Origin of the sequence: Pseudomonas fluorescens, assembly GCF_902497995.1 — a bacterium.
In the GTDB taxonomy this organism is placed as follows: domain Bacteria; phylum Pseudomonadota; class Gammaproteobacteria; order Pseudomonadales; family Pseudomonadaceae; genus Aquipseudomonas; species Aquipseudomonas fluorescens_BK.
In genome coordinates, this window is sequence record NZ_CABVII010000014.1 from 77,688 (window position 1) to 103,067 (window position 25,380).

At 58.2% G+C, this 25,380-nt stretch carries 28 protein-coding genes and 1 tRNA gene; 7 read left to right on the forward strand and 22 right to left on the reverse strand.

Annotation, left to right across the window (positions count from 1 at the left end; all coding sequences use genetic code 11):
* The first annotated feature begins 197 nt into the window (after positions 1–197).
* The 4 genes from F8N80_RS17490 (at position 198) to F8N80_RS17505 (ending at position 3,939) form a co-directional block, all read left to right on the forward strand.
* Complete coding sequence (locus F8N80_RS17490) at positions 198–1,574, forward strand: L-serine ammonia-lyase (RefSeq protein ID WP_150784329.1); 1,377 nt, start codon at positions 198–200, stop codon at positions 1,572–1,574.
* Positions 1,575–1,612: 38 nt separating this feature from the next.
* Positions 1,613–2,737, forward strand: coding sequence for a glycine cleavage system aminomethyltransferase GcvT (gene gcvT, locus F8N80_RS17495; protein ID WP_150784330.1), 1,125 nt, complete (start codon positions 1,613–1,615; stop codon positions 2,735–2,737).
* Between the two features lie 403 nt (positions 2,738–3,140).
* Positions 3,141–3,353 carry a cold-shock protein gene (locus F8N80_RS17500; protein ID WP_003175786.1) on the forward strand — a complete coding sequence of 71 codons (213 nt, stop codon included), beginning with the start codon at positions 3,141–3,143 and terminating at the stop codon, positions 3,351–3,353.
* Between the two features lie 97 nt (positions 3,354–3,450).
* A complete protein-coding gene (locus F8N80_RS17505; RefSeq protein ID WP_150784331.1) occupies positions 3,451–3,939 on the forward strand; it encodes an RDD family protein in 489 nt (162 codons plus the stop codon).
* Between the two features lie 135 nt (positions 3,940–4,074).
* On the opposite strand, the gene nadA is transcribed toward F8N80_RS17505, so the two are convergent.
* The 18 genes from nadA to F8N80_RS17600 all read right to left on the reverse strand — a co-directional run bounded on the left by nadA (position 4,075) and on the right by F8N80_RS17600 (position 18,626).
* The gene (gene nadA, locus F8N80_RS17515; protein WP_150745934.1) at positions 4,075–5,133 is read right to left on the reverse strand and encodes a quinolinate synthase NadA; all 1,059 of its coding nucleotides are present in this window, start codon (positions 5,131–5,133) and stop codon (positions 4,075–4,077) included.
* A 272-nt stretch (positions 5,134–5,405) separates the two neighbouring features.
* Positions 5,406–5,481 (reverse strand) — tRNA-Lys (locus tag F8N80_RS17520).
* A gap of 62 nt (positions 5,482–5,543) precedes the next feature.
* Positions 5,544–6,236 (reverse strand): 7-cyano-7-deazaguanine synthase QueC, encoded by a 693-nt coding sequence (gene queC, locus F8N80_RS17525; RefSeq protein ID WP_150745933.1) that lies wholly within the window; start codon positions 6,234–6,236, stop codon positions 5,544–5,546.
* A gap of 1 nt (position 6,237) precedes the next feature.
* On the reverse strand, positions 6,238–6,885 hold the full coding sequence (gene queE / locus F8N80_RS17530) for a 7-carboxy-7-deazaguanine synthase QueE (protein WP_128872282.1): 648 nt from the start codon (positions 6,883–6,885) through the stop codon (positions 6,238–6,240).
* 165 nt (positions 6,886–7,050) lie between these two features.
* Positions 7,051–7,890: a tol-pal system protein YbgF gene (ybgF, locus tag F8N80_RS17535; RefSeq protein ID WP_150745932.1), complete on the reverse strand. Its 840-nt coding sequence runs from the start codon at positions 7,888–7,890 to the stop codon at positions 7,051–7,053.
* Between the two features lie 6 nt (positions 7,891–7,896).
* Positions 7,897–8,400 carry a peptidoglycan-associated lipoprotein Pal gene (gene pal / locus F8N80_RS17540; protein ID WP_064679382.1) on the reverse strand — a complete coding sequence of 168 codons (504 nt, stop codon included), beginning with the start codon at positions 8,398–8,400 and terminating at the stop codon, positions 7,897–7,899.
* Between the two features lie 52 nt (positions 8,401–8,452).
* A complete protein-coding gene (tolB, locus tag F8N80_RS17545) occupies positions 8,453–9,703 on the reverse strand; it encodes a Tol-Pal system beta propeller repeat protein TolB (RefSeq protein WP_412071178.1) in 1,251 nt (416 codons plus the stop codon).
* A 47-nt stretch (positions 9,704–9,750) separates the two neighbouring features.
* Positions 9,751–10,932 carry a cell envelope integrity protein TolA gene (gene tolA / locus F8N80_RS17550; RefSeq protein ID WP_150784332.1) on the reverse strand — a complete coding sequence of 394 codons (1,182 nt, stop codon included), beginning with the start codon at positions 10,930–10,932 and terminating at the stop codon, positions 9,751–9,753.
* A complete protein-coding gene (gene tolR, locus F8N80_RS17555; RefSeq protein ID WP_191632943.1) occupies positions 10,932–11,384 on the reverse strand; it encodes a protein TolR in 453 nt (150 codons plus the stop codon). Before tolR ends, tolA begins: the two co-directional genes overlap by 1 nt.
* A gap of 23 nt (positions 11,385–11,407) precedes the next feature.
* On the reverse strand, positions 11,408–12,103 hold the full coding sequence (gene tolQ, locus F8N80_RS17560) for a protein TolQ (RefSeq protein ID WP_007897030.1): 696 nt from the start codon (positions 12,101–12,103) through the stop codon (positions 11,408–11,410).
* Positions 12,093–12,560, reverse strand: coding sequence for a tol-pal system-associated acyl-CoA thioesterase (gene ybgC / locus F8N80_RS17565; RefSeq protein ID WP_150745928.1), 468 nt, complete (start codon positions 12,558–12,560; stop codon positions 12,093–12,095). The genes tolQ and ybgC overlap by 11 nt, the downstream gene beginning before the upstream one ends.
* Positions 12,561–12,687: 127 nt before the next feature.
* A complete protein-coding gene (gene ruvB, locus F8N80_RS17570; protein WP_150745927.1) occupies positions 12,688–13,749 on the reverse strand; it encodes a Holliday junction branch migration DNA helicase RuvB in 1,062 nt (353 codons plus the stop codon).
* Positions 13,750–14,364: a Holliday junction branch migration protein RuvA gene (gene ruvA / locus F8N80_RS17575; RefSeq protein WP_077748709.1), complete on the reverse strand. Its 615-nt coding sequence runs from the start codon at positions 14,362–14,364 to the stop codon at positions 13,750–13,752. It lies immediately after the preceding gene.
* Positions 14,365–14,480: 116 nt separating this feature from the next.
* Positions 14,481–15,005, reverse strand: coding sequence for a crossover junction endodeoxyribonuclease RuvC (ruvC, locus tag F8N80_RS17580; protein WP_150745926.1), 525 nt, complete (start codon positions 15,003–15,005; stop codon positions 14,481–14,483).
* A gap of 157 nt (positions 15,006–15,162) precedes the next feature.
* The gene (locus F8N80_RS17585; RefSeq protein ID WP_150745925.1) at positions 15,163–15,909 is read right to left on the reverse strand and encodes a YebC/PmpR family DNA-binding transcriptional regulator; all 747 of its coding nucleotides are present in this window, start codon (positions 15,907–15,909) and stop codon (positions 15,163–15,165) included.
* A gap of 123 nt (positions 15,910–16,032) precedes the next feature.
* On the reverse strand, positions 16,033–17,808 hold the full coding sequence (aspS, locus tag F8N80_RS17590; protein ID WP_150784333.1) for an aspartate--tRNA ligase: 1,776 nt from the start codon (positions 17,806–17,808) through the stop codon (positions 16,033–16,035).
* Positions 17,809–17,929: 121 nt separating this feature from the next.
* Positions 17,930–18,151 (reverse strand): FmdB family zinc ribbon protein, encoded by a 222-nt coding sequence (locus F8N80_RS17595; RefSeq protein WP_150745974.1) that lies wholly within the window; start codon positions 18,149–18,151, stop codon positions 17,930–17,932.
* Between the two features lie 136 nt (positions 18,152–18,287).
* Entirely contained in the window at positions 18,288–18,626 is a 339-nt protein-coding gene (locus F8N80_RS17600) for a ribbon-helix-helix domain-containing protein (protein WP_150745973.1), read from the reverse strand.
* Positions 18,627–19,132: 506 nt separating this feature from the next.
* On the opposite strand from F8N80_RS17600, the gene F8N80_RS32000 reads away from it, so the two are divergent.
* On the forward strand, positions 19,133–19,735 hold the full coding sequence (locus F8N80_RS32000; RefSeq protein ID WP_150745923.1) for a cold-shock protein: 603 nt from the start codon (positions 19,133–19,135) through the stop codon (positions 19,733–19,735).
* Positions 19,736–19,810: 75 nt separating this feature from the next.
* Here the strand turns inward: F8N80_RS32000 and F8N80_RS17610 are convergent, their stop codons facing one another.
* Positions 19,811–20,017: a SlyX family protein gene (locus tag F8N80_RS17610; RefSeq protein WP_150784334.1), complete on the reverse strand. Its 207-nt coding sequence runs from the start codon at positions 20,015–20,017 to the stop codon at positions 19,811–19,813.
* Positions 20,018–20,020: 3 nt separating this feature from the next.
* Entirely contained in the window at positions 20,021–20,449 is a 429-nt protein-coding gene (locus F8N80_RS17615) for an HIT family protein (protein ID WP_150745972.1), read from the reverse strand.
* Positions 20,450–21,357: 908 nt separating this feature from the next.
* Between F8N80_RS17615 and F8N80_RS17620 the strand changes: the two genes are divergently transcribed.
* Positions 21,358–22,686 (forward strand): OprD family porin, encoded by a 1,329-nt coding sequence (locus F8N80_RS17620; protein WP_150745921.1) that lies wholly within the window; start codon positions 21,358–21,360, stop codon positions 22,684–22,686.
* Positions 22,687–22,826: 140 nt separating this feature from the next.
* On the opposite strand, the gene F8N80_RS17625 is transcribed toward F8N80_RS17620, so the two are convergent.
* Positions 22,827–23,669 (reverse strand): mechanosensitive ion channel family protein, encoded by an 843-nt coding sequence (locus tag F8N80_RS17625; protein ID WP_150745920.1) that lies wholly within the window; start codon positions 23,667–23,669, stop codon positions 22,827–22,829.
* A gap of 139 nt (positions 23,670–23,808) precedes the next feature.
* Positions 23,809–24,294, reverse strand: coding sequence for a YajQ family cyclic di-GMP-binding protein (locus F8N80_RS17630; RefSeq protein ID WP_018926510.1), 486 nt, complete (start codon positions 24,292–24,294; stop codon positions 23,809–23,811).
* A 141-nt stretch (positions 24,295–24,435) separates the two neighbouring features.
* Between F8N80_RS17630 and F8N80_RS17635 the strand changes: the two genes are divergently transcribed.
* Entirely contained in the window at positions 24,436–25,353 is a 918-nt protein-coding gene (locus F8N80_RS17635) for a putative 2-dehydropantoate 2-reductase (protein ID WP_150784335.1), read from the forward strand.
* The last annotated feature ends 27 nt before the right edge of the window (positions 25,354–25,380 follow it).

The following is a 25,380-nucleotide window of genomic DNA, read 5'->3' on the forward strand; positions in this document are numbered from 1 at the left end:
GTGTGGGGCGGTTAATCCGCCCCACACAAGAACACCGCATATCCCCTTGTGGGAGCGGGCTTGCTCGCGAAGGCGGTGAGTCAGACAACATTGATGGTGACTGACCCACCGCTTTCGCGAGCAAGCCCGCTCCCACAGGAATCTGTATCAAGTCCCAGATTCCGCCAATTCCCATAACAAGAAACCGGAGAACAACCATGGCTTTAAGCGTGTTCGACCTGTTCAAGATTGGCATCGGCCCTTCCAGTTCCCACACCGTCGGCCCGATGCGTGCCGCTGCACGTTTCGTCGAAGGTTTGCGCCGTGAAGGGCTGCTGGTCGCGACCACCTGCGTCAAAGTCGAACTCTACGGATCGCTCGGCGCCACGGGCAAAGGCCACGGCAGCGACAAGGCGGTGTTGCTCGGCCTGGAAGGCGAACACCCGGACACGGTAGACACCGAAACCGTCGCTGCTCGTCTACAAGAGATTCGCGGCAACGGGCGCTTGAATCTGCTCGGCGAGCACAGCATTGCATTCAACGAAAAAGAACACCTGGCGATGATCCGCAAACCACTGCCGTATCATCCCAACGGCATGATTTTTCGCGCGTTCGACGCCGCTGGCCTGCAGGTCCGCAGCCGCGAGTACTACTCCGTCGGTGGCGGTTTCGTCGTCGATGAAGACGCCGCCGGCGCCGACCGGATCGTCGAAGATGCAACAAAACTGACCTTCCCGTTCAAAAGTGCCAAGGACCTGCTCGGTCACTGCAGCACGTACGGGTTGTCGATCAGCCAGGTGATGCTGACCAACGAAAGTGCCTGGCGCCCGGAAGCGGAAACCCGCGCCGGTCTGCTGAAAATCTGGCAAGTGATGCAGGACTGCGTCGCTGCCGGTTGCCGCAACGAAGGCATCCTGCCCGGCGGCCTGAAAGTCAAACGCCGGGCGGCGGCGCTGCATCGGCAGTTGTGCAAGAACCCGGAATCGTCCTTGCGCGACCCGCTCTCGGTGCTGGACTGGGTCAACCTGTACGCCCTGGCGGTCAACGAAGAAAACGCCAACGGCGGGCGTGTGGTCACGGCGCCTACCAACGGTGCAGCGGGAATCGTCCCGGCCGTTCTCCATTACTACATGCGCTTTATCCCCGGCGCCACCGAAGACGGCGTCGTACGCTTCCTGCTGACGGCCGCAGCCATCGGCATCCTCTATAAAGAAAACGCCTCGATCTCCGGAGCCGAAGTCGGTTGTCAGGGTGAGGTCGGTGTGGCGTGCTCGATGGCGGCCGGCGCCTTGTGCGAAGTCCTCGGCGGCACCGTGCAGCAAGTGGAGAACGCCGCCGAAATCGGCATGGAACACAACCTCGGCCTGACCTGCGACCCGATCGGCGGCCTGGTCCAGGTGCCCTGCATCGAGCGCAATGCCATGGGCTCGGTCAAGGCTATCAATGCCGTACGCATGGCCCTGCGCGGCGACGGCCAGCACTTTGTGTCCCTCGACAAGGTCATCCGCACCATGCGCCAGACCGGCGCCGACATGAAAAGCAAATACAAGGAAACCGCCCGTGGCGGTTTGGCGGTCAACATTATCGAGTGCTGATGCCCACGCGCATCCGCACACTTTTTCAGGAGCTGAATATGTCCACCGAACCATTGCTGAAAACCCCGCTGCACGCACTGCACATCGAACTCGGCGCGCGCATGGTGCCGTTCGCCGGCTATGACATGCCGGTGCAATATCCGCTGGGCGTGATGAAAGAACACCAGCACACCCGTGAGCAGGCCGGGCTGTTCGATGTCTCGCACATGGGCCAGATCCGACTGACCGGCGCCAATGCCGCCAAGGCTTTGGAAACCCTGGTACCGGTGGACATCATCGACCTGCCAGTGGGCATGCAGCGTTACGCAATGTTCACCAACGAGACCGGGGGCATTCTCGACGACCTGATGGTCGCCAACCTGGGTAACGACGAACTGTTCCTGGTGGTCAACGCGGCCTGCAAGGATCAGGACCTGGCGCATCTGCAAAAGCACATCGGCGACCAGTGCACGATCGAGCCTCTGTTCGAAGAGCGTGCCCTGCTCGCTCTGCAAGGTCCGGCTGCCGTCACCGTGCTCGCACGTCTGGCGCCGGAAGTTGCGAAGATGACCTTCATGCAGTTTGCCCCCGTGCAACTGCTGGGCACGGACTGCTTTGTCAGCCGTTCGGGCTACACCGGTGAAGACGGGTTCGAAATCTCCGTCCCGGCCGCCAGCGCCGAAGCCCTGGCTCGCGCCCTGCTGGCCGAACCCGAAGTGGCGGCCATCGGCCTTGGCGCCCGCGACTCCCTGCGCCTGGAAGCCGGCCTGTGCCTCTACGGCCACGACATGAACACCGAGACTTCCCCGATCGAGGCGAGCCTGCTGTGGGCGATCTCCAAACCTCGGCGTGCCGATGGCGCGCGGGCCGGTGGTTTCCCCGGCGCTGAAAGCGTACTCGCTCAACAGCAAGCCGGTGTCAGCCGTAAGCGCGTCGGTCTGTTGCCCCATGAACGCACCCCGGTGCGTGAAGGTGCAGAGATCGTCAACGAAGCCGGTGACATCATCGGTAGCGTGTGCAGCGGTGGTTTTGGTCCAACCCTGGGTGGCCCACTGGCCATGGGTTACCTTGACAGCGCTTACATCGCCATCGACACCCCGGTTTGGGCGATCGTACGTGGGAAAAAGGTGCCTTTGCTTGTAAGCAAAATGCCATTTGTTCCACAACGCTACTACCGTGGCTGATTGACTGTTCCTATAAGTAACGCGGTTGCGTTAACAGTGCACTAATGTGTAACGCAACCGCCACAAAACAGTGCCTGCCGGCGACTCCAAGCTTCGTTTATGAACCTTGCTTATAACGATTGAAAACAACTGAACACTTGCAACGCATAAGCCGGTACTAGTTGCGGCGTATGCGCGCCACGCCAGCAAATCCGGGCCCTTCGCAGGGCTTGTTTTTTCTCCCATAGTTGGCGTAGAGTTTGTTCACTGTGTTTGCATGGGTCGCTTGGAATCGTGACCTGGGCAGTAGCCTACAAGTTAGCTACATCCCGTTCGACGTCTTCTTACTCTCCTGCAACCAGCCCCAGTACTCTTTCATGAGAAAGAGACTGTCATTAATTTTTTGCGTCAAAGGAAACAAGAAATGTCCCAACGTCAGAGCGGTACCGTCAAGTGGTTTAACGACGAGAAAGGTTTTGGTTTTATCACTCCTGAAAGCGGTCCGGATCTGTTCGTGCATTTCCGCGCCATCCAGGGCAACGGCTTCAAGAGCCTGAAAGAAGGCCAGAAAGTGACTTTCGTCGCTGTGCAAGGCCAGAAAGGCATGCAGGCTGACGAGGTACAGGCAGAAGCCTAACCTTCTGTAACGAAAAAGCCTCTGATGGTGACATCAGGGGCTTTTTTGTGCGCATAAATCCGTAAAATGGCTTCTTTTTTCCGCCGAGAGCCCTGCCATGTCGAAACACCTGCTGAAACCCCAGGGCGAGTTTCCCGCCGCAGGCCTGGGGCGTCGCCTGGCAGCGATATTCTATGATTTCTTGCTGTGTACCGCCCTGCTCATCGTCACCAGCGGCACTTACAAGATCATTCAGATGGCGATCATCGGCGAAGATAAAATGCGCGCCCTGACCGAAGCCGGCGCACTGGACGGTGACCCGTTGCTTTCGACAGTGCTGCTGTTCGTGCTGTTCGGCTTCTTCGCCAAGTTCTGGACCTGGTCCGGCCAGACCCTGGGCATGCAGGTGTGGGGCATCCGCGTGCAGAACGCCGATGGCTCATCCATCAGCCTGTGGCAGGCGCTGTTGCGCTTTGTGGTGTCGATCGCGTCCTGGCTATGCCTTGGGCTGGGATTCTTCTGGTCGCTGTTCGACAAGCGCAAGCGCAGCTGGCATGACATGTACTCCAATACCCAGCTGGTGCGCATTCCAAAGAAGACCAAGTAATTCCGCCATCCGAAAATCACTGTGGGAGCGGGCTTGCTCGCGAAGGCGGTGTATCAGGCAACATCATTGTCGACTGATACTCCGCCTTCGCGAGCAAGCCCGCTCCCACATTTTTTGCGACCTGTCTTATAGATTTCAGGCGTTACCGGCCAACTTCATCCGCGCAGCCTGGGTAAAGTCCAGCATCCGCTTCAACGGCCGAATCGCCTGGGGAATCAATGCCGGATCGACAAAGATCTCATTCGTTCCCTCCTTCAAGCTCTTCAGCGTGCGCTCAAGGGTATTCATCGCCATCCACGGGCAATGTGCGCAACTGCGGCACGCTGCGCCGTTACCGGCCGTTGGCGCTTCGATGAAGACCTTGTCCGGACACAGCTGCTGCATCTTGTAGAAGATGCCGCGGTCGGTGGCGACGATGAGGGTCTTGTTCGGCAAGCGCTGCGCCGCCGCGATCAGCTGACTGGTGGAGCCGACGGCATCCGCCAGTTCGATCACCGCCGTCGGCGATTCCGGATGCACCAGGATCGCGGCATCCGGGTACAGCGCCTTCATGTCTTCGAGCTGCTTGGACTTGAACTCTTCGTGAACGATGCAGGCACCGTCCCATAGCAACATATCCGCACCGGTCTGGCGCTGGATGTAGGTGCCCAAATGCTTGTCCGGCCCCCAGATGATGGTTTCGCCGTTATCCATCAGGCTTTCGACGATCTCCAGCGCGCAGCTGGACGTCACCACCCAGTCCGCCCGCGCCTTGACCGCCGCCGAGGTGTTGGCATACACCACCACCGTGCGTTCCGGGTGCTGATCGCAGAACGCCGAGAACTCGTCCACCGGGCAACCCAGGTCCAGCGAGCAGGTGGCTTCCAGGGTCGGCATCAGCACGCGTTTTTCAGGATTGAGGATTTTGGCCGTCTCGCCCATGAACTTCACACCGGCGACCACCACGGTCTTGGCCGGATGAGCATTGCCGAAGCGGGCCATCTCCAGCGAGTCGGAGACACAGCCACCGGTTTCTTCGGCCAGGGCCTGAATAACCGGATCGCAATAGAAATGCGCAACCAGCACCGCATCCTGAGCCTTGAGCTCAGCAGCAATGGCGGTGCGGTAGTAGTCCTCTTCCTCGGCTGTCAGCGGCTTGGGCTGCTTGGCGTCGAGGTGGGCTTGTACCAGAAGGCGTTCGGAAATCTGCGTCATGTTCGCAAGACCTGCAGGCGCTTTCGCGCGAAAGTCGAGTATACACCCGGCTCCGGACCCTTCAGGGTACCGCCGGGAGAGTGAGTGTCATCAGGCATGGACAACGTTGAAGCTGCGCAAGGCTACAGAATATCCGGTGGATGCAAAAGATGATTCTGACCTGCATCACGGGTTGCAGCCCCGGAACTGGGCGAACTCAAATCGCGGGCAAAAAAAAATCCGGAAATCCTCACTTTCGTGGGCCTTCCAGACTTTTAAAACTGCTACAAAAATGGTGGGTCGTGTGGGATTCGAACCTACGACCAATTGGTTAAAAGCCAACTGCTCTACCAACTGAGCTAACGACCCGCTGTGTGGTGCGCGTATAATACTGATTTTTAAGGACTATTCAACACCCAATTTGAAATAAATCAAAAATAAGCTGTTGGGTCGCTGATTCCGGCCGCCGCGAAGCCTTCTGCACGCAGGCGGCAGCTGTCGCATTTGCCGCATGCACGGCCGTTATCGTCGGCCTGATAGCAGGAAACGGTCAGGCCGTAATCGACGCCTAGCTTCACGCCGGCCTGGACGATCTGTGCCTTGCTCAGGTTCTGCAGGGGCGCCTGGATACGGAAACCGTTCCCTTCCACACCGGCCTTGGTCGCCAGGTTGGCCATGCGCTCGAAGGACTCGATGAACTCGGGACGGCAGTCCGGGTAGCCGGAGTAATCCACGGCGTTCACACCAATAAAGATGTCACGCGCGCCGAGCACTTCAGCCCAACCCAGTGCAAGGGACAGAAACACCGTGTTGCGCGCCGGCACGTACGTTACCGGGATGCCCTCGCCCGCCACTTCCGGCACATCGATGCTGCTATCGGTCAGCGCCGAACCGCCGATACCATTCAGGTTCAGGCCGATCACCTTGTGTTCGACCACACCCAGGTCGCGAGCGACACGTTCGGCGGCATGCAATTCGGCGTGAGACCGCTGACCATAGTCGAAGCTCATGGTGTAGCAGCTGTAGCCTTCGGCACGGGCCATGGCCACGACCGTCGCCGAGTCCAGGCCGCCGGACAGCAGGATGACCGCACGTTTTTCAGCAGTATTAAGATGTTCAGTCATTTCAGCGCCCCGGCTCGTCATTCCAAAGATATTTATGCAACTGCAATTGCAGGCGCACTGGCAGGTTGTCCGCCACCACCCAGTCCGCCAGGTCCCGAGCATTCAGGTCATGATGACTGGGCGAGAACAGGACTTCGCCGGCACGCCGGTCAAGACCGTACTGGATCAGCTTGGACACGGCCCAGTCATAGTCTTCCCGCGAGCAGATGACAAACTTCACCTGATCGTTGGGCGTCAGCAGCTCGATGTTTTCGTAGCGGTTGCGGTGTGCTTCTTTCGAGCCCGGGGTTTTCAGGTCGACGACGCGACTGACCCGAGAATCTACCGCCGAGATGTCGAGGGCACCACTGGTTTCCAGTGACACTTCGTAACCGGCGTCACACAACTGCTTGAGCAATGGGATGGCATTGGGTTGGGCCAACGGTTCGCCACCGGTGACACACACATAACGCGGACGAAAACCGGCCACTTGCTCGAGGATGTCGTCGAGGGTGCGAACGGTGCCGCCACTGAACGCGTAGGCGCTGTCGCAGTATTGGCAACGCAATGGGCAACCGGTCAGCCGCACAAAAACAGTGGGCAGCCCGGCCGTCCGCGTTTCACCCTGCAACGAGTAAAAAACTTCGGTGATTCTCAATGTGTCTTGCATAGTCGCCACGGGCATGACAGCTAAACAGGCTGTCCGCCTCCGTCAGGCACTTCCAGGAACCCCGCCAACGCGCAGATCCCAAAAAGCGTGTTTCATAAAAAGGGCGTGAATTCTAACGAAAAAACCCGCGACAAGCGCGGGTTTCTTCGAAACAGGTCAGCAGCCTTACATTTTCTGCAGATCGCGCTGGGCCAGCTGAGCGGCGGAAGTGCCCGGATATTGGGACACCACCTGTTGCAGAATGCCTTTGACCTTGTCGGGATGACCCAGGCGACGTTCTACATCAGCGAGCTTGTACAGCGAATCAGGCACTTTGTTGTGCTTTGGATACAACTGCGAAACCCTGGCAAATGCCTGGCCTGCGCCTTGCAGATCACCTTTGGCCAGGTTCACTTCGCCCAACCAGTATTGGGCGTTACCCGCGTACTGGCTGTTCGGGTACTTGCGCAGGAATGCGGCAAAAGCCTGGCTGGCCTTGTCGAAATCCTTGGCCTTGATCAGGTCGAAGGCTGCATCGTAGTACAGTTTTTCCTTCGCCGGATCAGCCGGTTCGCTACCCGCGGCGGGTGCTTGAGCGGCTGCAGCCCCTGCTCCTGCACCCGCTGCTGCACCGGGGGCGTTCAAATCGCCACCGGGGGAAGAATTATCAGGAGTCGCGGCTGGTGCAACGCCGGATCCTATGCGCCGATCAAGATCCTGATATCGCTCCAGGCTCTCTTGCTTCATGCGCGCTACATCATTTTGCAGAACTTCGATGACGCCCTGTTGGCGCGAGATCTGCTCCTGCATCGATTGCAGTTGGTTGAACAGCTCGCCCTGTGCCGAGACAGGGGCCGAAACCCCTCCCCCGGCATAGGCGCCGTTCGTACCGTAACCCGCAGGCGGATAACTGCTCCCGCTATTGTTATAGCCGGAGTTGTCCTCGACCACAGGAACCGCAGCCCACACCGCAAATGGTGCGAGGCTGAGAGCCAATACAGTTACAGCACGACGGCACGTTCGCATGACGAATTACTTACGCAGTTCGACGCGACGGTTTTGAGCCCAGGACTGCTCGTCGTTGCCGGTAGCAACTGGACGCTCTTCGCCGTAGGAAACCAGTTCCAGCTGAGCTGGGGAAACACCTTGCAGTACCAGGTAACGCTGAACGGCTTTCGCACGACGCTCGCCCAGTGCCATGTTGTACTCACGAGTACCACGTTCGTCGGTGTTGCCTTCCAGAACAACGCGAGCGCCGTTTGCTTTCAGGTCTTTGGCGTGAACGTCCAGAGCGCGCATGGCTTCTGGCTTCAGGTCCGAACTGTCGTATTCGAAGTAGAAAGTGGTGATGGCGCGCAGAGCAGCTTCTTCGCTCAGGGAACCATCAACGGCACCGGTGTTGGCGCCATAACCAGCGTTTGGATCGACAGCCACTGCACCTTCACCGGCATTGTCGCCGCCTTTGGACGAGCAACCAACTGCTACGGACAGAGCCAGAGCGAGAGCAGCAAACTTACCAAACTTCAGCATTTCCATCGTGAAACTCCTAATGAACCCCAATGTGTTAAGTACAACGTGTAGCGCCGCGTCAGTTCAGGTAAGGGGACCAGGACGGTTCTCTGACTTCGCCTTGTGCGGTAGGAAGCGGGAGCCTCACGCGTCCATTAATGGACACGAGCATCAAGACTCCCCGGCCCTGCTGGCGGGTGGCGTAGATTACCATGGTGCCGTTGGGCGCGACAGTAGGCGACTCGTCCAGAGTGCTATCAGTGAGGATTTTTACACTACCGCGTTGCAAATCCTGGGCCGCTACCTTGAAATTGGTGAAGCCTTCCTGGCGATGGATCATGACCAGGGTCTTTTCATCAGCCGATAGCTTAGGGTTGGCATTGTAGTTACCGATGAAGGTCACACGCTCCGCACCACCGCCACCGGCGCTGGTTTTGTAGATCTGTGGCTTGCCGCCACGGTCGGAGGTGAAGTAGATGGTCGAACCATCCTTGCCCCAGAACGGTTCGGTGTTGATGCCTTGACCGTTGGTGACGCGACTGATCTGGCGCGACCCCAGGTTCATGACATAAATGTCCGGGTTGCCGTCTTTCGACAGTACGAACGCCAGGCGCTGACCATCCGGCGACCAGGCTGGCGCACCGTTCAGGCCTTCGAAGTTGGTGATCTGCTCACGGCGACCGGTGTCGATGTTCTGCATGAAAATGCGCGGACGCTTCTGCTCGAACGACACATACGCAATGCGCTTGCCATCCGGTGCAAAACGCGGCGACAGGATCGGCTCGCGCGATTGCAGCAGAGTCACGGCGCGTGCACCGTCATAGTCCGAACGCTGCAGCGTGTACCGCGTGTTCTTCTCGGAGAAGCGCTCGGCGGTCACGTACAGCAGACGCGTCGAGAACGCACCTTTGATACCGGTGAGTTTTTCGAACGACTGGTCCGCGATGTAGTGCGACATGTCGCGCAGTTGATCGACGCTGCCCGAGACGCTGCCGGTCAGCACTTGCTGCTCGGTGGCGACGTTGAACAGTGCGTATTGAACCTGCAGGCGACCGCCCGCGGGAGCAACGCTGCCGACCATGACGTACTGGGCGCCCAGTGCCTTGAAGTCACGGAAGATGATTTCGCTGGCCTGGCTCGGCTGGCTGATCATGTTCTGCTTCGGAATCGGCGAGTAGTAACCCGAGTTGCGCAGGTCGTTACCGATGATTTCGGCCATGTCGTCCGGCAGCACGCTGCCGCCCTGGTTGCCGAATGGAACGACGGCGATCGGAGTGGCCCGATCACTGCCGCTGGTAACCAGAATGTTTTTTTCATCTGCTGTCGCCATACCTGCCAGGCAGCAGATAACGACAAGCATTCCTCGAAGAAGGTTTCTCACAAGGCTAGATCCTCAGGTGTGAATGTCATCTTGAATGAACGATAGGGAGCGAAATCGCTTGGCTTCATTCCCTGCATTTCTGTCAAACGTCCAATATTCTTGACCGCTGCTACTGCCGAAGCGTCAAACGGACCATCGCCACTGGACCTGGCGACACTGACCGACGCCAATGTACCGTCCGGCAACATGCCGATTTGCAGCACGACCGTCATGCCTTTGCGTGCCGAAGGTGGACGAGCCCAGCCTTCTGCTGCGCGAGCACGAATCAGATCATCGAAACTGCCGGCGACTTCGTCACCCAGCTCATCCGCCAAGGCCTGCTGACGCTGCGGCGTGTCGGAAAGCAAATCTGCCAGGGCCTGAGCCTTTTTGTCTTCGGCAGATTTACGTGCCGCTTCCTGCGACTTCTTCTTCGCAGCATCGGCAGCAGCTTTCTTCTTCGCGTCTTCGGCGACTTTCTTCTTCGCCTCTTCAGCTTCAGACTTTTTCTTGGCGTCTTCCGCGGCTTTCTTCTTCGCGTCTTCGACGATCTTTTTCTTGGCTTCTTCAGCAGCCGCTTTCTTGGCTTCTTCAGCAGCCGCTTTCTTCGCTTCTTCAGCGGCCGCTTTCTTGGCCTCTTCTTCAGCCGCTTTCTTGGCTTGTTCTTCAGATTTCTTCTTGGCTATATCAGCCAATTGTTTCTCTTCGGCCTTTTTGGCTTCGGCGGTCTTCTTCGCTTCATCGGCCTTCTTGGCTTCGGCGGTCTTCTTCGCTTCATCGGCCTTCTTGGCTTCATCGGCTTTCTCGGCTTCATCAGCCTTTTTTGCCTCTTCCGCTTTCTTCGTCTCGTCGGCCTTCTTGGATTCTTCGGCTTTTTGAGCCGCATCTTCCTTCTTTTGTTCCGCGGCCTTGATCGCTTCCTGTTCGATCTTTTTCTGTTCCATCTGTTCGACTTCGGTCTGGCGCGCGGCGGATTTCTTCGCCTCACCCGCAATCTTCTGATTGGTCTGGGTGGTCGCCTGACTTTTCGATTTCAGTTGGTACAGGGTCGCCTGGACAATCGGCTTGGCCGGCGGCAGTTCCGGTGTGAAGGCAAAACTGACGAACAGCATGCCAAAAACCAGCACGTGCAAGACAAGCGCCCAGACACTAGGCCAGAAATAGCTTTCGGAGGCGGACGGCTCTCGCAATTGCTGCATCAGGGTGCCTCGGTAATCAAGCCAACATTACCGACCCCGGCTTTCTGCAACCCGCCCATGGCACCCATGACGGCACCGTAATCGACGGTCTTGTCGCCGCGAATGAACACCTGGGTGCGCTTGCCGCCTTCGGTACCGGCGCGAATGATCTTGGTCACCGCGCTGGTCATCTGCGGCAAGGTCATGGCCTTGTCCTGCTGCTTTTCGGTGTCGACTTCGCTGCCAAGGTTCCAGTAATAGGTCTTGTCAGCCTTGATCGAAATGGTCAGGACCTGGGTGTTGTTGTCCTGCGGCAAGGCTTCGCTGGAAACCTTGGGCAGATCAACTTTCACGCCCTGATTGAGCATCGGCGCGGTCACCATGAAGATGACCAGCAGTACCAGCATCACGTCGATGTAAGGCACTACGTTCATCTCGGCGACCGGCTTGCGCTTTTTGCGAGCTCGAGCGATTAAAGCCATTGGAAATTACCTGCTTATTCTTCGCTGGTGTGCACTTTGCGGTGCAGGATCGCCTGGAATTCATCGGCGAAGGTGTAGTAACGGCCCAGCAGGGTCTCGCTGCGGGCAGCAAAACGGTTGTAAGCGATGACGGCCGGGATCGCGGCAAACAGGCCGATCGCAGTGGCGATCAGTGCTTCGGCAATGCCTGGAGCCACAGTGGCCAGGGTCGCTTGCTGGGCAGTCGCCAGGCCACGGAAGGAGTTCATGATGCCCCAGACCGTACCGAACAGACCGATGTACGGGCTGACGGAGCCGACGGTGGCGAGGAACGGCAGGCTCTGCTCGAGTTTTTCTTCTTCACGGGAAATGGCGACGCGCATGGCACGGGCCACGCCTTCCATGACCGCTTCCGGATCGACGCCAGACTGCTGACGCAGACGGGAGAACTCCTTGAAACCGGCACGAAAGATCTGCTCGACGCCCGAATCCGGGTCAGGGTTGCTGCCCGCCTGGCGGTAGAGCTTGGACAAATCGATGCCCGACCAGAAACGCTCCTCGAAGCTCTCCAGGGCACGTCGACCGGCGCGCAACAAGTTGCTGCGCTGAAAGATCATGATCCATGAGGTCACCGATGCGGCTACCAGGATCAGCATTACCAGTTGCACCACGATACTGGCATTGCTGACCAGGCTCCACATGGAGGAATGGTCGACGACGTTAGCTTCCACGCTTTATCTCCTGCTTTGAGTGTGTACCCGCGCCGCTCACGTCGGCAAAGGCCGTACGTAGAGCTTCGGGAATGGCCCGGGGTTTTAAACTGTCAGTGCGCACACAGGCCACCAGAAACTGCCCTTCGCAGAGCAGCACATTATCCGTAGCCCGCCTGACCTGCTGCTTGAAGCGCAGGCTGGCACGGTTCAATTCGATTACCTCGGCGTTTACCAGCAGTTCGTCGTCCAGTCGCGCCGGCGCGTGGTAACGCGCTTCGCTGGAATGCACGACAAACAACAGGTCCTCACCTGCCAGCGCCGACTGGGCAAAGCCCAGCTCCCGGAGCCGCTCGGTTCGAGCCCGTTCCATAAACTTGAGGTAATTGACGTAATACACGATGCCGCCCGCATCGGTGTCCTCGTAATAAACGCGACAACGAAATGCGAAAGGCTCAAGCCCGTTTTGCGCGCGCATACTCTAGTGCTTACTCCTCAGGTTGCCAATCCGGCCAGGCAACTGTTTTTCATTGTTCTGCGGCTTTCTCGCGAAAGTACGGTCCTAGGACAGCACAATGCCCGAAAATTCAACGCGCAAAAGTTAATTAATCGTCCACGGCATCGAGGAACTCGTCTACCACGGGCATCTCGCCCAATCGTGACGGAATGTTTAAACCGAAATGCAGATACGCATGCCGCGTCACCACCCGCCCCCGCGGTGTGCGCATGATGTAGCCCTGCTGGATCAGGTACGGCTCCAGCACGTCTTCAATGGTGTGGCGCTCTTCGCTGATGGCCGCGGCGAGGCTATCGACCCCGACCGGGCCACCGTCGAACTTCTCGATCAGGGTCAACAGCAGGCGTCGGTCCTGGTGATCGAAGCCACGCTCATCGACATCCAGCAGGTTCAAGGCCAGGTCGGCGATCGGTTTGGTGATGTGGCCCTTGGCGCGTACTTCGGCAAAGTCCCGCACCCGGCGCAGCAGGCGGTTGGCGATGCGCGGGGTGCCTCGGGCACGACGGGCGATTTCGAATGCGCCTTCCGGGTCCAGCGGCAAGCCGAGAATGGTCGCCGAGCGGCTGACAATCGTTGCCAGGTCGGCCGTGTTGTAGAACTCGAGACGCTGGACAATACCGAAACGGTCACGCAGCGGATTGGTCAGCATCCCGGCCCGCGTCGTCGCACCGACCAGGGTGAACGGCGGCAGATCCAGTTTGATCGAACGCGCAGCCGGCCCTTCGCCGATCATGATGTCGAGCTGGAAATCCTCCATCGCCGGATACAGCACTTCTTCGACGATCGGCGAGAGCCGATGGATCTCGTCGATGAACAGCACATCGTGAGGCTCAAGGTTGGTCAGCAGCGCAGCCAGGTCACCCGGGCGCTCAAGGACCGGGCCCGAGGTGCTTTTGATCGATACGCCCATTTCCTGGGCGATGATATTGGCAAGGGTGGTCTTGCCCAGACCTGGCGGGCCGAAGATCAATGTGTGATCCAGGGACTCGTTACGTCCACGGGCAGCCTGGATGAACAACTCCATTTGCTCGCGAACGGTCGGCTGGCCAATGTATTCGGCCAGGCTGACGGGGCGAATCGCCCGGTCCTGGACTTCCTCGCGGTCACGGGGAGCACCCGTGGCGGCGATCAGACGATCAGCTTCAATCACTTAAATCATTCCCTTCAGGGCACGACGAATCATGTCTTCACTGCTCAAACCTTTCTCCTTGATCGCGGAAATCGCCTTGCTGGCTTCCTGCGGCTTGTAGCCCAGGGAAATCAGCGCGCTGACCGCGTCATTTTCGGCGGTGGCGACCGGAGCCACATCTGGCCCGCCCGGCTGGTTTGGCACCAGGGCGAACATCGCCGGTACCGTTTCCCAGGCCTTGAAGCGGTCCTTGAGTTCCACCAGCAAACGCTCGGCCGTCTTCTTGCCCACGCCCGGCACCTTGGTCAGGGCCGAGGTGTCCTGGGACTGCACGCAACGCACCAGCTCATCGACTTCCAGACTCGACATCAAGGCCAGGGCCAGTTTCGGGCCTACACCATTGAGACGGATCAACTCGCGAAAAAAGTCTCGCTCACGCTTGCCGAAGAAGCCATAGAGTAACTGCGCGTCTTCGCGTACGACTAAATGGGTGTGCAAGGTCAGCGGTTCACCGACCGACGGCAAGCGATACAGCGTGGTCATGGGCACTTCCAGCTCATAGCCCAGACCATTTACATCCAGAATCAGGTGCGGCGGCTGTTTCTCAGCCAGGGTGCCGCGCAAGCGTCCAATCACGTTTCAGATCCTTGAGCGTTGGCCAGATCGGTGCTGGCGACTGACAGAACAAGGGGTTTGCGCCGACGACCCAGGCGCAAAACCCCTCACTCCATAAAAAATGATTGCTGATGCTATCAGAGACGCAGGCGCCCGCCACGACTGCGCGCGGAGCCCAAGCCATGAGGTAACAGGCTGGAACGGGTGTGAGCATGGCAAATGGCAATGGCCAGGGCGTCCGAGGCATCGATTTGCGGCTTGCTGGTCAATTTCAGCATGTGCATGACCATCATCTGCACCTGCTCTTTATTGGCCGCGCCGGTGCCGGTCACGGCCTGCTTGACCTGGGTGGCGGTGTATTCGGCGATTTCCAGGTTTTCTTCGGCGCCGGCAACAATGGCTGCACCGCGAGCCTGGCCGAGTTTCAACGCCGAGTCGGCGTTGCGCGCCATGAACACCTTTTCGATGCCCATGGTCACCGGGCCGTAGGTCTGGATGACTTCACGCACGCTGCGATAAACGATTTGCAGGCGCTCGTGCAACTCGCCGGAACCGGTGCGGATGCAGCCCGACGCCACGTACACGCAGCCGCGCCCGGTATCGCATACCACGCCATACCCGGTGATGCGCGAACCGGGGTCGATACCAAGAATTAAAGTCATAACGCCTGCGGGTTCAGAAAAAACACGGTATTCAATACACGAATAACAAATGTGGGAGCGGGCTTGCTCGCGAATACGGTTCCACATTCAGCAACAATGTTGCCTGAAAATCCGCATTCGCGAGCAAGCCCGCTCCCACATTGAATAATAGTTGCCCTTATCCGAGCTGTGCGGCCACTGACTCTGGAATGTCGGCATTGGAATAGACGTTCTGCACATCATCCAGGTCTTCGAGCATGTCGATCAGCTTGAGCACCTTCTCGGCGCCTTCCAGGTCCAGCTCGGCACTGGTGGTCGGCAGCATGACGATTTCCGCGTCATCACCTTTGAAACCGGCGGCTTCCAGGGCGTTACGCACCGAGTAGAAACCGGCGAACGAGGTGAACACGTCGATGGACCCGTCTGCGTGGGCGACAACGTCATCGGCATCGGCTTCCATGGCCGCTTCCATCAGCGCGTCTTCATCGACGCCCGGCGCGAAGGAGATCTGCCCCTTGCGCTCGAACAGATAAGCCACCGAACCGTCGGTCCCGAGGTTGCCGCCGCACTTGCTGAACGCGTGGCGAACAGCGGCTGCGGTGCGGTTACGGTTGTCGGTCATGCACTCGACCATCACCGCCACGCCGCCCGGGCCATAGCCTTCGTAGGTCAGCTCGACCATGTCGTCGGTGTCGGCAGCACCGGCACCACGGGCCACCGCGCGATCGATGATGTCGCGGCTCATGTTTGCACCGAGAGCCTTGTCCAGGGCCAGACGCAAACGCGGGTTGGAGCCCGGATCACCACCACCCTGACGGGCAGCGACAGTCAGCTCACGAATCCACTTGGTGAAAATCTTGCCCTTCTTGGCATCCTGACGTTCTTTGCGGTGCTTGATGTTCGCCCACTTGGAATGACCCGCCATATCTCGCTCCGAATTCTCTTTGAAACATTGCCCGCCACGCCATGACGCGCCAGCCGGCAAACAAAAATCTCGACCTGCCTATAAAGAAAGGGCGCACCCGTAGATGCGCCCACAAGGTCAGCCTTACTCAGCCTTAGGCGTTTCGCGCAGACGAATGTGCAGTTCGCGCAATGCCTTGGCATCGACCACACCCGGTGCCTGAGTCATGACGCACGCCGCGCTCTGGGTTTTCGGGAAGGCGATCACTTCGCGGATCGATTGGGCGCCGGTCATCAGCATCACCAGACGGTCCAGACCGAAGGCCAGGCCACCGTGCGGCGGCGCGCCGTATTTCAGGGCGTCGAGCAGGAAGCCGAATTTCTCTTCCTGTTCCGCTTCGCTGATACCCAGCAGACGGAACACCGACTGTTGCATTTCCTTGCGGTGGATACGGATCGAACCGCCACCCAGTTCGGTGCCGTTCAGCACCATGTCGTAGGCACGGGACAGCGCGGTCGCCGGGTTGGCTTCCAGTTCTTCCGGGGTGCACTTCGGCGCGGTGAACGGGTGGTGCAAGGCGGAGAAGCTGCCGTCGTCGTTCTCTTCGAACATCGGGAAGTCGACGACCCACATCGGCGCCCACTTGCAGGTCAGCAGGTCCAGGTCGTTGCCGACCTTGATCCGCAGCGCGCCCAGGGCTTCGCTGACGATCTTGGCTTTGTCCGCACCGAAGAACACGATGTCGCCGTCAACCGCGCCAACGCGATCGAGGATCACATTGAGGTTGGCTTCAGGGATGTTCTTGACGATAGGCGACTGCAGGCCTTCGACGCCCTTCGCGCGCTCGTTGACCTTGATGTACGCCAGGCCCTTGGCACCGTAGATGCCGACGAACTTGGTGTAGTCGTCGATCTGCTTGCGCGGCATGCTCGCGGCGCCTGGAACGCGCAGGGCGGCAATACGGCATTTCGGGTCGTTGGCCGGGCCGCTGAACACCTTGAAGTCGACTTCTTTAAGCTGGTCGGCAACGTCAACCAGTTCCAGCGGGTTACGCAGGTCTGGCTTGTCGGAACCGTAACGGCGCATGGCTTCTTCGAAGGTCATGTGCGGGAATTCACCGAACTCCAGATCCAGCACTTCCTTGAACAGGTTGCGGATCATTTGCTCGGTGATGCCCATGATCTCTTTTTCATCGAGGAAGCTGGTCTCGATGTCGATCTGGGTGAATTCCGGCTGGCGGTCAGCCCGCAGGTCTTCGTCACGGAAGCACTTGGCGATCTGGTAGTAGCGGTCGAAGCCGGCGACCATCAGCAGTTGCTTGAACAGCTGTGGCGATTGCGGCAAGGCGAAGAAGGAACCGGCGTGGGTACGGCTCGGCACCAGGTAGTCACGAGCGCCTTCCGGGGTGGCACGGGTCAGGATCGGCGTCTCGACGTCGAGGAAGCCGTTCTCGTCCAGGAAGCGACGGATACTGGTGGTCATGCGCGAACGCAGACGCAGCTTCTCGAGCATTTCCGGGCGACGCAGGTCGAGGAAACGATAGCGCAGGCGGGTTTCTTCGCCGACGTCGGAGAACTCGTTGAGCGGGAACGGTGGGGTTTCCGCTTCGTTCAGCACTTCCAGTTCGTAACCCAGCACTTCGATCATGCCCGAGGCCATGTTGGCGTTGGTGGCACCGGCCGGACGCAGGCGCACCTTGCCGGTGACCTTGACCACGTACTCGCTGCGCACGCGGTCGGCGACGGCGAAGGTTTCAGCGCGGTCCGGGTCGAACACCACCTGGGCCAGACCATCACGATCACGGATATCGAGGAAAATCACCCCACCGTGGTCACGGCGACGGTGAACCCAGCCGCAAAGGGTAATTTCCTGGCCTTCCAGGCTTTCGTTCAGTTGGCCGCAATAATGGCTGCGCATCATGGTAGTGGTTCGCTTCTCGTAATTCGAAATTCGGTTGGAGACCTTGCTCATATCCTGCCCTTGTGAAAGGCGCCAGACGATGCAAGAGCTCGCACGTGTCGTTCAATTCAGGTTCCAGACCCTAGTCAGCCTTGTCGCCGCCGGCCAGGTTCTTCTTCGAACCGGTCTTGAAATCGGTTTCGTACCAGCCGGTGCCGCTGAGGCGGAAGCCCGGCATGGACAGCATCTTCCTGAGCTCCGGCGCCTGGCAGGCAGGGCAGTCGACCAGCGGTGCTGCGCTGATCTTTTGAATGGCTTCCAACTGATGACCACAGGAAGCACATTGATAGTCGTACATCGGCATGGGGATTGTCTCGGCGATCAGATTGCTACCGCACACGCTGGGTTTTGCGGCAAAGAGCGGGATTATATCCATTAAATGCAGCCTGTGCAGCCGTAAGACTGCACAGATCGACACTCGACGCATTCCACCGCCACCGCTAGGCCGTAGCCGGGCAATTTCCTTCCTTCTGGCTGTGCACCACACAAACAACCCGTACCAGTGCGCTGAAATTCTTCACCCCGCCGTGCCGCAGATGCACTTCACGGTCCACGTGAGACAGCAGCGCACTGATCGAGCAACGATTGATCCTGGCCATGTCGCCCAAAATATCCCAATAAACCTGTTCGAGCCGCAAACAGGTCGCAAAACCATTCAAACGCACTGACCGGGATAATGGCTGGGCCAGCCCCATATCGAATTCGCTGACAAATGGATCGATCCTTATATCCTTGGGTAGACCACCCCTTGCCTCGCTTTGCCTGCCTTCATTAACCATACCGTTGACACTCCTTTGCCATGCCTGGTTTTTTATAAGAGCCCTGTTGCGATTCTTATAAAAACGCAGACGCAAAGTTATCTCCAGATGACTTTATGACCATCAATGTAGGATAAGCCAACAGCTGAAGACAGATCATGGAGACCGTTCTGGTCAGAACGTTTTCCCACACAAGCTGGTGCCGCTATCGATTGCCATGTGTTTCCCCTAAAGGTGATGAAATTCATCCGACATGTGCAGCACCACTCTAACAAGCCTGTCGCCGCACCGCAGCCCTGGATGCCCCGGCGACCGGCGACAAATCGTCCCCGGCGAACCGCTGGACTCCTTGATTTGAGTAGCCTGCGGCTTTGCTGTTAAATAGGCAGTGTGTCGTCGGCATCTATTTTTCCGGGTGCTGCGCATAGGCTGGTAGCGGGTACGTGTCCAACGCCTCTTATTGTTCTGAAGCGAACCGTGCTCCGTCAGCTCTTCCTTGTGATCCGTCTTAAAGTGAGTTAATCAAAATGTTGAAAATCGTCCACCTGCTAATGGGCGCAGCAGCCCTGCTGCTGTCCTTCATCCCTAGCCTGCAACCCGAAGCTGTTCCTTACCTGCAACAACCCGATGCGCTGTACCTGGCCTTTTTCGGCCTGCTCAACCTCACCCTCGCACCTGTCATTCCCTACTGGAACAAAGGTGCGCGTCATCAATTGCAAAACCTGGTCAGCGTCCTGCTGGTTCTGGCCGTTGTCTTGCAAACGCTGACGCTGATCGCGAAGATGCCTGTCATCGCCGGTCAACCTGCCGTTCTGTTCAGCCTGATCGCTGCCCTGATTGCCGTTTTCCTGCACCTGGCCATCAGCTTCTACAAATCGTCACCGGCCGCCGCGTCGCCAAGCTATGACATGAGCAACCGCGATACGGGCACCGTCAAGTGGTTCAACACTTCCAAAGGCTTCGGCTTTATTTCCCGTGATTCCGGCGATGATATCTTCGTGCATTTCCGGGCTATTCGGGGCGAAGGCCATCGTGTCCTGGTCGAAGGCCAGCGCGTTGAGTTCTCCGTCATGAATCGTGACAAGGGCCTGCAAGCCGAAGATGTGATCGCCGCGTTGCCGCGACGCTGATTCAAGGCTGAAAAAAACCGCGAACAGCCTGGCTGTTCGCGGTTTTTTATTGCGCGCCCATTGAGCCTCGCCGGTTCAATAGTGCGGCGGCGGCGCCTCTTCTTCGAAGGATTCGAACTGGCCGACCATTTCCTCCTGGCGCTTGAGCAATGCCGCCATTTGCAATTGCAGGCGCTCAACCACCCGCTGCTGTGCCGCCAGCACATCATTCAATGCCTGGATGGTGTCATCCTGAAACGCCATTTGGCTCTCCAGATCGGTAACGCGTGCTTCCAGGCTCATGATTCAGCCCTCCAGAAAAAACGTGAAATCATCGGTTAACACCAGGCGCAGCCGTTCACGAATCGCCGCGACCTGCTCTGCACTGTAAGGCAACGCCTGGTGCTTGCCCCAGACCGCGGCTGGCCACGCCGCATCCTCACGCTTGCGCACAATCACATGCATGTGCAACTGACTGACGACGTTACCCAGGGCCGCGACGTTCAATTTGTCCGCGTCGAACGAGTCCTTGAGCGTTTCCGCCAGCACAGTCGTCTCCTGCCACAGCTGCTGTTGATCTGCGACATCCAACTGAAATATCTCGCTGATATCCTCGCGGCGTGGCACCAGGATGAACCAGGGATAGTTCGAATCGTTGGACAACAGCAACCGGCAGAGTGGGAAATCCCCGATCGGTAGCGTGTCTTGTTGAAGCCGTGGATCTAAAGCGAACATCGCGCGCACTCCCGCCTGGTCATTCATTTTTTTCAGCTTAGCGCCCGTCCAGTGAGACGGCGCGCCAAGCGACAGGACGGCAGCATACCCGCGATCGGCGCGTGCTTCACGCCGAACCCCGGTCAAAGCGAGCCAGAGCATGAACAAGCGAGCCAACTTGGGACATTTTCCATTGAGACGCACCAACACAGAACCAGCGCGAACTAAAAAAACACCGAAATGACTGATTTACAAGGATGTGTTCACAGTCTCCAGAGGGCGGCGCTGTGTGAAATCAGCACAGCGATCAAGATTTTTTGCACCAAAACCGCACAGTGCGTCTACGCTTAGTGCGACGGGCATCCGCCGTTTACTCACTGGCGGGGTGAACCGGTAACGTTTCTGGTTGTTACTCAGTCGGCCAAGGTCACGCAACACCATGCCAAGCATGCCGTCAAGCCCCCACAAAACAAGCTTCAACCCCCGTTGTCATGAGGTTTTTACCGCGACTGGCAGGTCTTCGAAAAAAAACAGCGATGGATTTCTGATTTGTGCACGCTTGTTGCATTCACACCCACATCGCCTGTAAAGCGTCCGCTGGAAGCGGAAGCCTTCAAGGCACATAAAAACAGTGGCAGGGTTGCCCGACGGAGATTCAAACGTTTCACCAGGGACTCTTTTTACCGATACTCAAGCCAGGAAAAACGACGCTCAAGTTGTCGTTCCACTTGCGTCGGGACTGGAAATTTGCGACATCTACCCAGCCATTTGCGACAGGGTCGTAAAGAAGCTGAAAGGTGAGGTACGCAAGTATCGCCAACATGGTCGGCGTGATATAAGTTTGCGCCGACACAAAAAGAAAGAGCCGCCCAGATAATAAAACAGGTGGGACGGCAGTACTCTTCTAAAAACCAAAGGAGCAAATCACGATGCGCGTGATGAAGTGGAGCATGATCGCACTGGCAGTTGCAGCAGCAGCCAGCACTCAATTGGCAACGGCCGCACCTTTCGTAGGCGACCAGGCCGAAGCCAAAGGTTTTGTTGAAGACGCAAAATTCGACTTGCTGCTTCGTAACTACTATTTCAACCGTGATAACAAAGACGGCGGCAACGACCAGAAAGACTGGACACAAGGTTTCTGGGGCAACCTGAGCTCCGGTTACACCCAAGGTGTCGTAGGCTTCGGCGTTGATGCGTTCGGTTACCTGGCAATCAAACTGGACGGTGGCGACGGCACGGGCGGCACGGGCAACATGAGCCGCGACGCAGATGGCGAAGTTAACGATAGCCAAGGCAAAGCCGGCGCAGCCGTCAAGGCCCGCATATCCAAAACCGAGCTGAAATTCGGCGATATGCAGCCAAGCACTTCTCCAGTGTTTGCTGTTGGCGGTTCGCGTATCCTTCCTCAAACTGCCACCGGTTTCCAACTGCAGAGCAGCGAAGTCAAAGACCTTGACCTCGAAGCCGGTCACTTCTACTCGTCGACCAGCCAGGACCGAAACTCCCATGAGGGCGGTCTGTGGGCAACCTACGCCGGCGAAGAAGCCAACAAGATCGACTATTTCGGTGGCAAGTACGGCATCACCGACAGCCTGAGCGCATCGCTGTATGGCGCCAAGCTGGAAGACATCTGGAACCAGTACTACGCCAACCTGAACTACACCATCCCGATGGGTGGCGATCAGTCGGTTAACCTGGACGGTAACATTTACCGCACTACTGATACCGGCGACGCCAAAGCGGGTGATATCAGCAACACCACGTTCTCCCTGGCAGCCGCTTTCTCGTTCCTGAAAGCGCACACCATCACCGTCGGCTTCCAGAAAGTCAACGGCGACACTCCGTTCGACTACATCGGCGTGGGCAAGAACAACCGCGGCGGCGACTCGATCTTCCTCGCCAACTCCATCCAGTACTCTGACTTCAACGCCCCTAACGAGAAGTCTGCCCAGGTCCGTTACGACCTGAAAATGGCTGAGTACGGCGTTCCAGGTCTGAGCTTCATGACCCGTTACGTGAAAGGTTGGGACATTGACGGTACCAACGCTCCAGTAGATGGCGCTTACGCCGGCCTGTACGGTGCGGATGGCAAGCACAACGAAACCAACTTCGAAGCCAAGTACGTTGTTCAGACTGGCCCGGCAAAAGATCTTTCCTTCCGCATTCGTCAAGCATGGCACTTCGCTAACGCCGACGAAGGTGAAGGCGACGTGAAAGAGTTCCGCCTGATCGTTGACTACCCGCTGTCGGTCTTGTAATCGAAAGCAGTTAGTTTGCGGCAATAAAAAAAGGCCCATCTTCGGATGGGCCTTTTTTGTTGCTACTGCATTGCGCTTAACGAATCGGGTTGTTGTGAACACCCCTGACCAAAAGATCAAACATGAACTGAACCGTTCATTTACGCTGTTGCGGAGTCCTGAACTACTCGAATGACCCGCTGCGGAAAGGGAATATCGATGCCGGCCGTTTTCAGACGATCGCGGGATTGTTCGTTGAACATGAACATCACATCCCAGTAGTCCGCGGTCTTCACCCACACTCGCAGGGAAACAGTAATCGAACTGTCGCCGAGGGTGGAAATGACGGCCTGCGGTGCCGGATCAGCCAATACCCGCGGGTCCTTCGCCAGTTCCAGCAGTACTTCGCGGGCTTTCTGCAAGTCCGCTTCGTAATCCACACCCACATCAAACACCACCTTGCGGGTCGGCTGACGGTTAGTGTTGGTGATGATGCCGTTCGACAAATTGCCGTTAGGGACGATGATGGTTTTGTTATCGCCGGTGCGCAGTACGGTATGGAAAATCTGGATACTGTCAACGGTACCGGCGACACCCTGGGCTTCGATCCAGTCACCAATGCGGAACGGGCGGAACAACAGAATCAGCACGCCGCCGGCGAAGTTCGCCAGGCTGCCCTGCAAGGCCAGACCGATGGCCAGACCGGCCGCACCGATGGCGGCAACGAACGAAGTAGTTTCCACGCCGATCATCGAGGCCACGCTGACGATCAGCAACACCTTGAGAATAATGTTCGCCAGGCTGCTGATGAAGCCTTGCAGCGCCAGGTCGGCGTTGCGCAGGGCCAGCAGCCCGCCAAGCTTTTGCGTCACTTTGTTGATCAGCCACCAGCCGATGGCCAGGGTGATGATCGCCAGCAGTACACGACTGCCATACTCCATGATCATCGGGATCCAGGCTTGGGATGCCTTGACCAGATTGTCCACTTCAGCATTCAAATCCATCTTGTTTCTCCTGATTCCCGGCTACCCGGCACGCAAAAAAATGAGCGGCAGAAAAGATGCGACCCTTCCGGGCTCGATCTTTTCTGCCGTTGCTTGGGCCTCGGACGCCGAAAACGCCGAGAGGTTCCCTCCCCAAGGGTCAGTCGCGGAAGTTGTTGAACTGCAGCGGCATGTCGAAGGTCTTGGCACGCAGGGCGGCGATGGCTTCCTGCAGGTCGTCACGCTTCTTGCCGGTGATGCGCACCTGCTCGCCCTGAATCGCGGCCTGGACCTTGAGCTTGGCGTCCTTGACGTGGGCGACAATCTTCTTCGCCAGCTCCTTGTCGATGCCTTCCTTGAGGACCGCTTCCTGCTTCATCAATTTGCCTGAAGCATAGGCGTCCTTGACTTCCAGGCACTGCACGTCGATTTTGCGCTTGACCAGGGCCAGCTTGAGGATCTCAATCATCGCTTCAAGCTGGAAATCGGCCTCGGCGGTCAGGTTGACGGTCAGGTCCTTTTCCTTGAACTCGAAGCTGCCTTTGCCTTTCAGGTCATAACGACGATCGAGTTCCTTGACGGCGTTTTCGACCGCGTTGGTGACTTCGTGTTTGTCCAGTTCGGATACCACGTCGAACGACGGCATGTAATCTCTCCAATAAAAGGGCGCGCTTGATCACGATGGAGCACGCCTGGCTTGCGGTTAAAATCCGCGCTGATTATAACGGGTCTTTCCCATCATTCACTGCGAGCCTCCCATGCGCGCCTCAAACAGAGCAAAAAGCTGATGTCCACCACCTGGCATGTCCTGGGCGCCGGCAGCCTTGGCACCTTATGGGCTACACGTCTGGCGCGAGCCGAGGTGCCGGTCCGGCTGATTGTGCGCGACGCCGCGCGCCTGCAGGACTATGACGCGGCAGGCGGGTTGACGCTGGTCGAACACGGTGAAGCACAACGCTATCGCGTACCCGCCGAGACGCCCGACAGCGGTGAGCCGATCAATCGACTGCTGGTGGCCTGCAAAGCCTACGACGCCGAGCAAGCCGTGGCCCGAGTGGCACCGCGCCTGGCCCCTGGCGCAGAGCTGATTCTGTTGCAGAATGGTCTTGGCAGTCAGGATGCCGTCGCGGCACAGGTGCCACAAGCGCGTTGCATTTGCGCTTCAAGCACCGAAGGGGCCTTTCGCGATGGCGACTGGCGTGTGGTATTCGCCGGACACGGCTACACCTGGCTGGGGGACGCCGGTCATCCGGTGGCGCCGATCTGGCTGGATGATCTGCACGCCGCTGGTATTCCCCATGAATGGAGCACCGACATTCTGACCAGGCTGTGGCGAAAACTGGCGCTCAATTGTGCGATCAATCCGTTGACCGTGCTGCACGATTGTCGCAACGGCGGTCTACAGGGACATCATTGCGAAGTCGCCACCCTTTGCGGCGAGCTGACGGAACTGCTCGAGCGTTGCGGACAACCGGCAGCCGCCGAAGACCTGCAATCGGAAGTCGAACGGGTGATCCACGCCACCGCCGCCAATTATTCGTCGATGTACCAGGACGTCAGCCACCGTCGCCGGACCGAAATCAGCTACCTGTTGGGTCATGCCTGCAACGTTGCCTCCCGGCATCAGTTGAACCTGCCGCACCTCAATCAACTTCAGCAACGGTTGACGACCCATCTGCACAGCCTTGGATTGCCCAGCGACTGAGCAGCGGCTACGCTGGCCACTTGTTCC

Coding starts and splice junctions, on each gene's coding strand:
- F8N80_RS17490 (WP_150784329.1), top strand. CDS start 198: ATGGCTTTAAGCGTGTTCGACCTGTTCAAGATTGGCATCGGCCCTTCC.
- gcvT (WP_150784330.1), top strand. CDS start 1,613: ATGTCCACCGAACCATTGCTGAAAACCCCGCTGCACGCACTGCACATC.
- F8N80_RS17500 (WP_003175786.1), top strand. CDS start 3,141: ATGTCCCAACGTCAGAGCGGTACCGTCAAGTGGTTTAACGACGAGAAA.
- F8N80_RS17505 (WP_150784331.1), top strand. CDS start 3,451: ATGTCGAAACACCTGCTGAAACCCCAGGGCGAGTTTCCCGCCGCAGGC.
- nadA (WP_150745934.1), bottom strand. CDS start 5,133: ATGACGCAGATTTCCGAACGCCTTCTGGTACAAGCCCACCTCGACGCC.
- queC (WP_150745933.1), bottom strand. CDS start 6,236: ATGACTGAACATCTTAATACTGCTGAAAAACGTGCGGTCATCCTGCTG.
- queE (WP_128872282.1), bottom strand. CDS start 6,885: ATGCAAGACACATTGAGAATCACCGAAGTTTTTTACTCGTTGCAGGGT.
- ybgF (WP_150745932.1), bottom strand. CDS start 7,890: ATGCGAACGTGCCGTCGTGCTGTAACTGTATTGGCTCTCAGCCTCGCA.
- pal (WP_064679382.1), bottom strand. CDS start 8,400: ATGGAAATGCTGAAGTTTGGTAAGTTTGCTGCTCTCGCTCTGGCTCTG.
- tolB (WP_412071178.1), bottom strand. CDS start 9,703: ATGGCGACAGCAGATGAAAAAAACATTCTGGTTACCAGCGGCAGTGAT.
- tolA (WP_150784332.1), bottom strand. CDS start 10,932: ATGCAGCAATTGCGAGAGCCGTCCGCCTCCGAAAGCTATTTCTGGCCT.
- ybgC (WP_150745928.1), bottom strand. CDS start 12,560: ATGCGCGCGCAAAACGGGCTTGAGCCTTTCGCATTTCGTTGTCGCGTT.
- ruvC (WP_150745926.1), bottom strand. CDS start 15,005: ATGACTTTAATTCTTGGTATCGACCCCGGTTCGCGCATCACCGGGTAT.
- F8N80_RS17585 (WP_150745925.1), bottom strand. CDS start 15,909: ATGGCGGGTCATTCCAAGTGGGCGAACATCAAGCACCGCAAAGAACGT.
- aspS (WP_150784333.1), bottom strand. CDS start 17,808: ATGATGCGCAGCCATTATTGCGGCCAACTGAACGAAAGCCTGGAAGGC.
- F8N80_RS17595 (WP_150745974.1), bottom strand. CDS start 18,151: ATGCCGATGTACGACTATCAATGTGCTTCCTGTGGTCATCAGTTGGAA.
- F8N80_RS17600 (WP_150745973.1), bottom strand. CDS start 18,626: ATGGTTAATGAAGGCAGGCAAAGCGAGGCAAGGGGTGGTCTACCCAAG.
- F8N80_RS32000 (WP_150745923.1), top strand. CDS start 19,133: ATGTTGAAAATCGTCCACCTGCTAATGGGCGCAGCAGCCCTGCTGCTG.
- F8N80_RS17610 (WP_150784334.1), bottom strand. CDS start 20,017: ATGAGCCTGGAAGCACGCGTTACCGATCTGGAGAGCCAAATGGCGTTT.
- F8N80_RS17615 (WP_150745972.1), bottom strand. CDS start 20,449: ATGTTCGCTTTAGATCCACGGCTTCAACAAGACACGCTACCGATCGGG.
- F8N80_RS17620 (WP_150745921.1), top strand. CDS start 21,358: ATGCGCGTGATGAAGTGGAGCATGATCGCACTGGCAGTTGCAGCAGCA.
- F8N80_RS17625 (WP_150745920.1), bottom strand. CDS start 23,669: ATGGATTTGAATGCTGAAGTGGACAATCTGGTCAAGGCATCCCAAGCC.
- F8N80_RS17630 (WP_018926510.1), bottom strand. CDS start 24,294: ATGCCGTCGTTCGACGTGGTATCCGAACTGGACAAACACGAAGTCACC.
- F8N80_RS17635 (WP_150784335.1), top strand. CDS start 24,436: ATGTCCACCACCTGGCATGTCCTGGGCGCCGGCAGCCTTGGCACCTTA.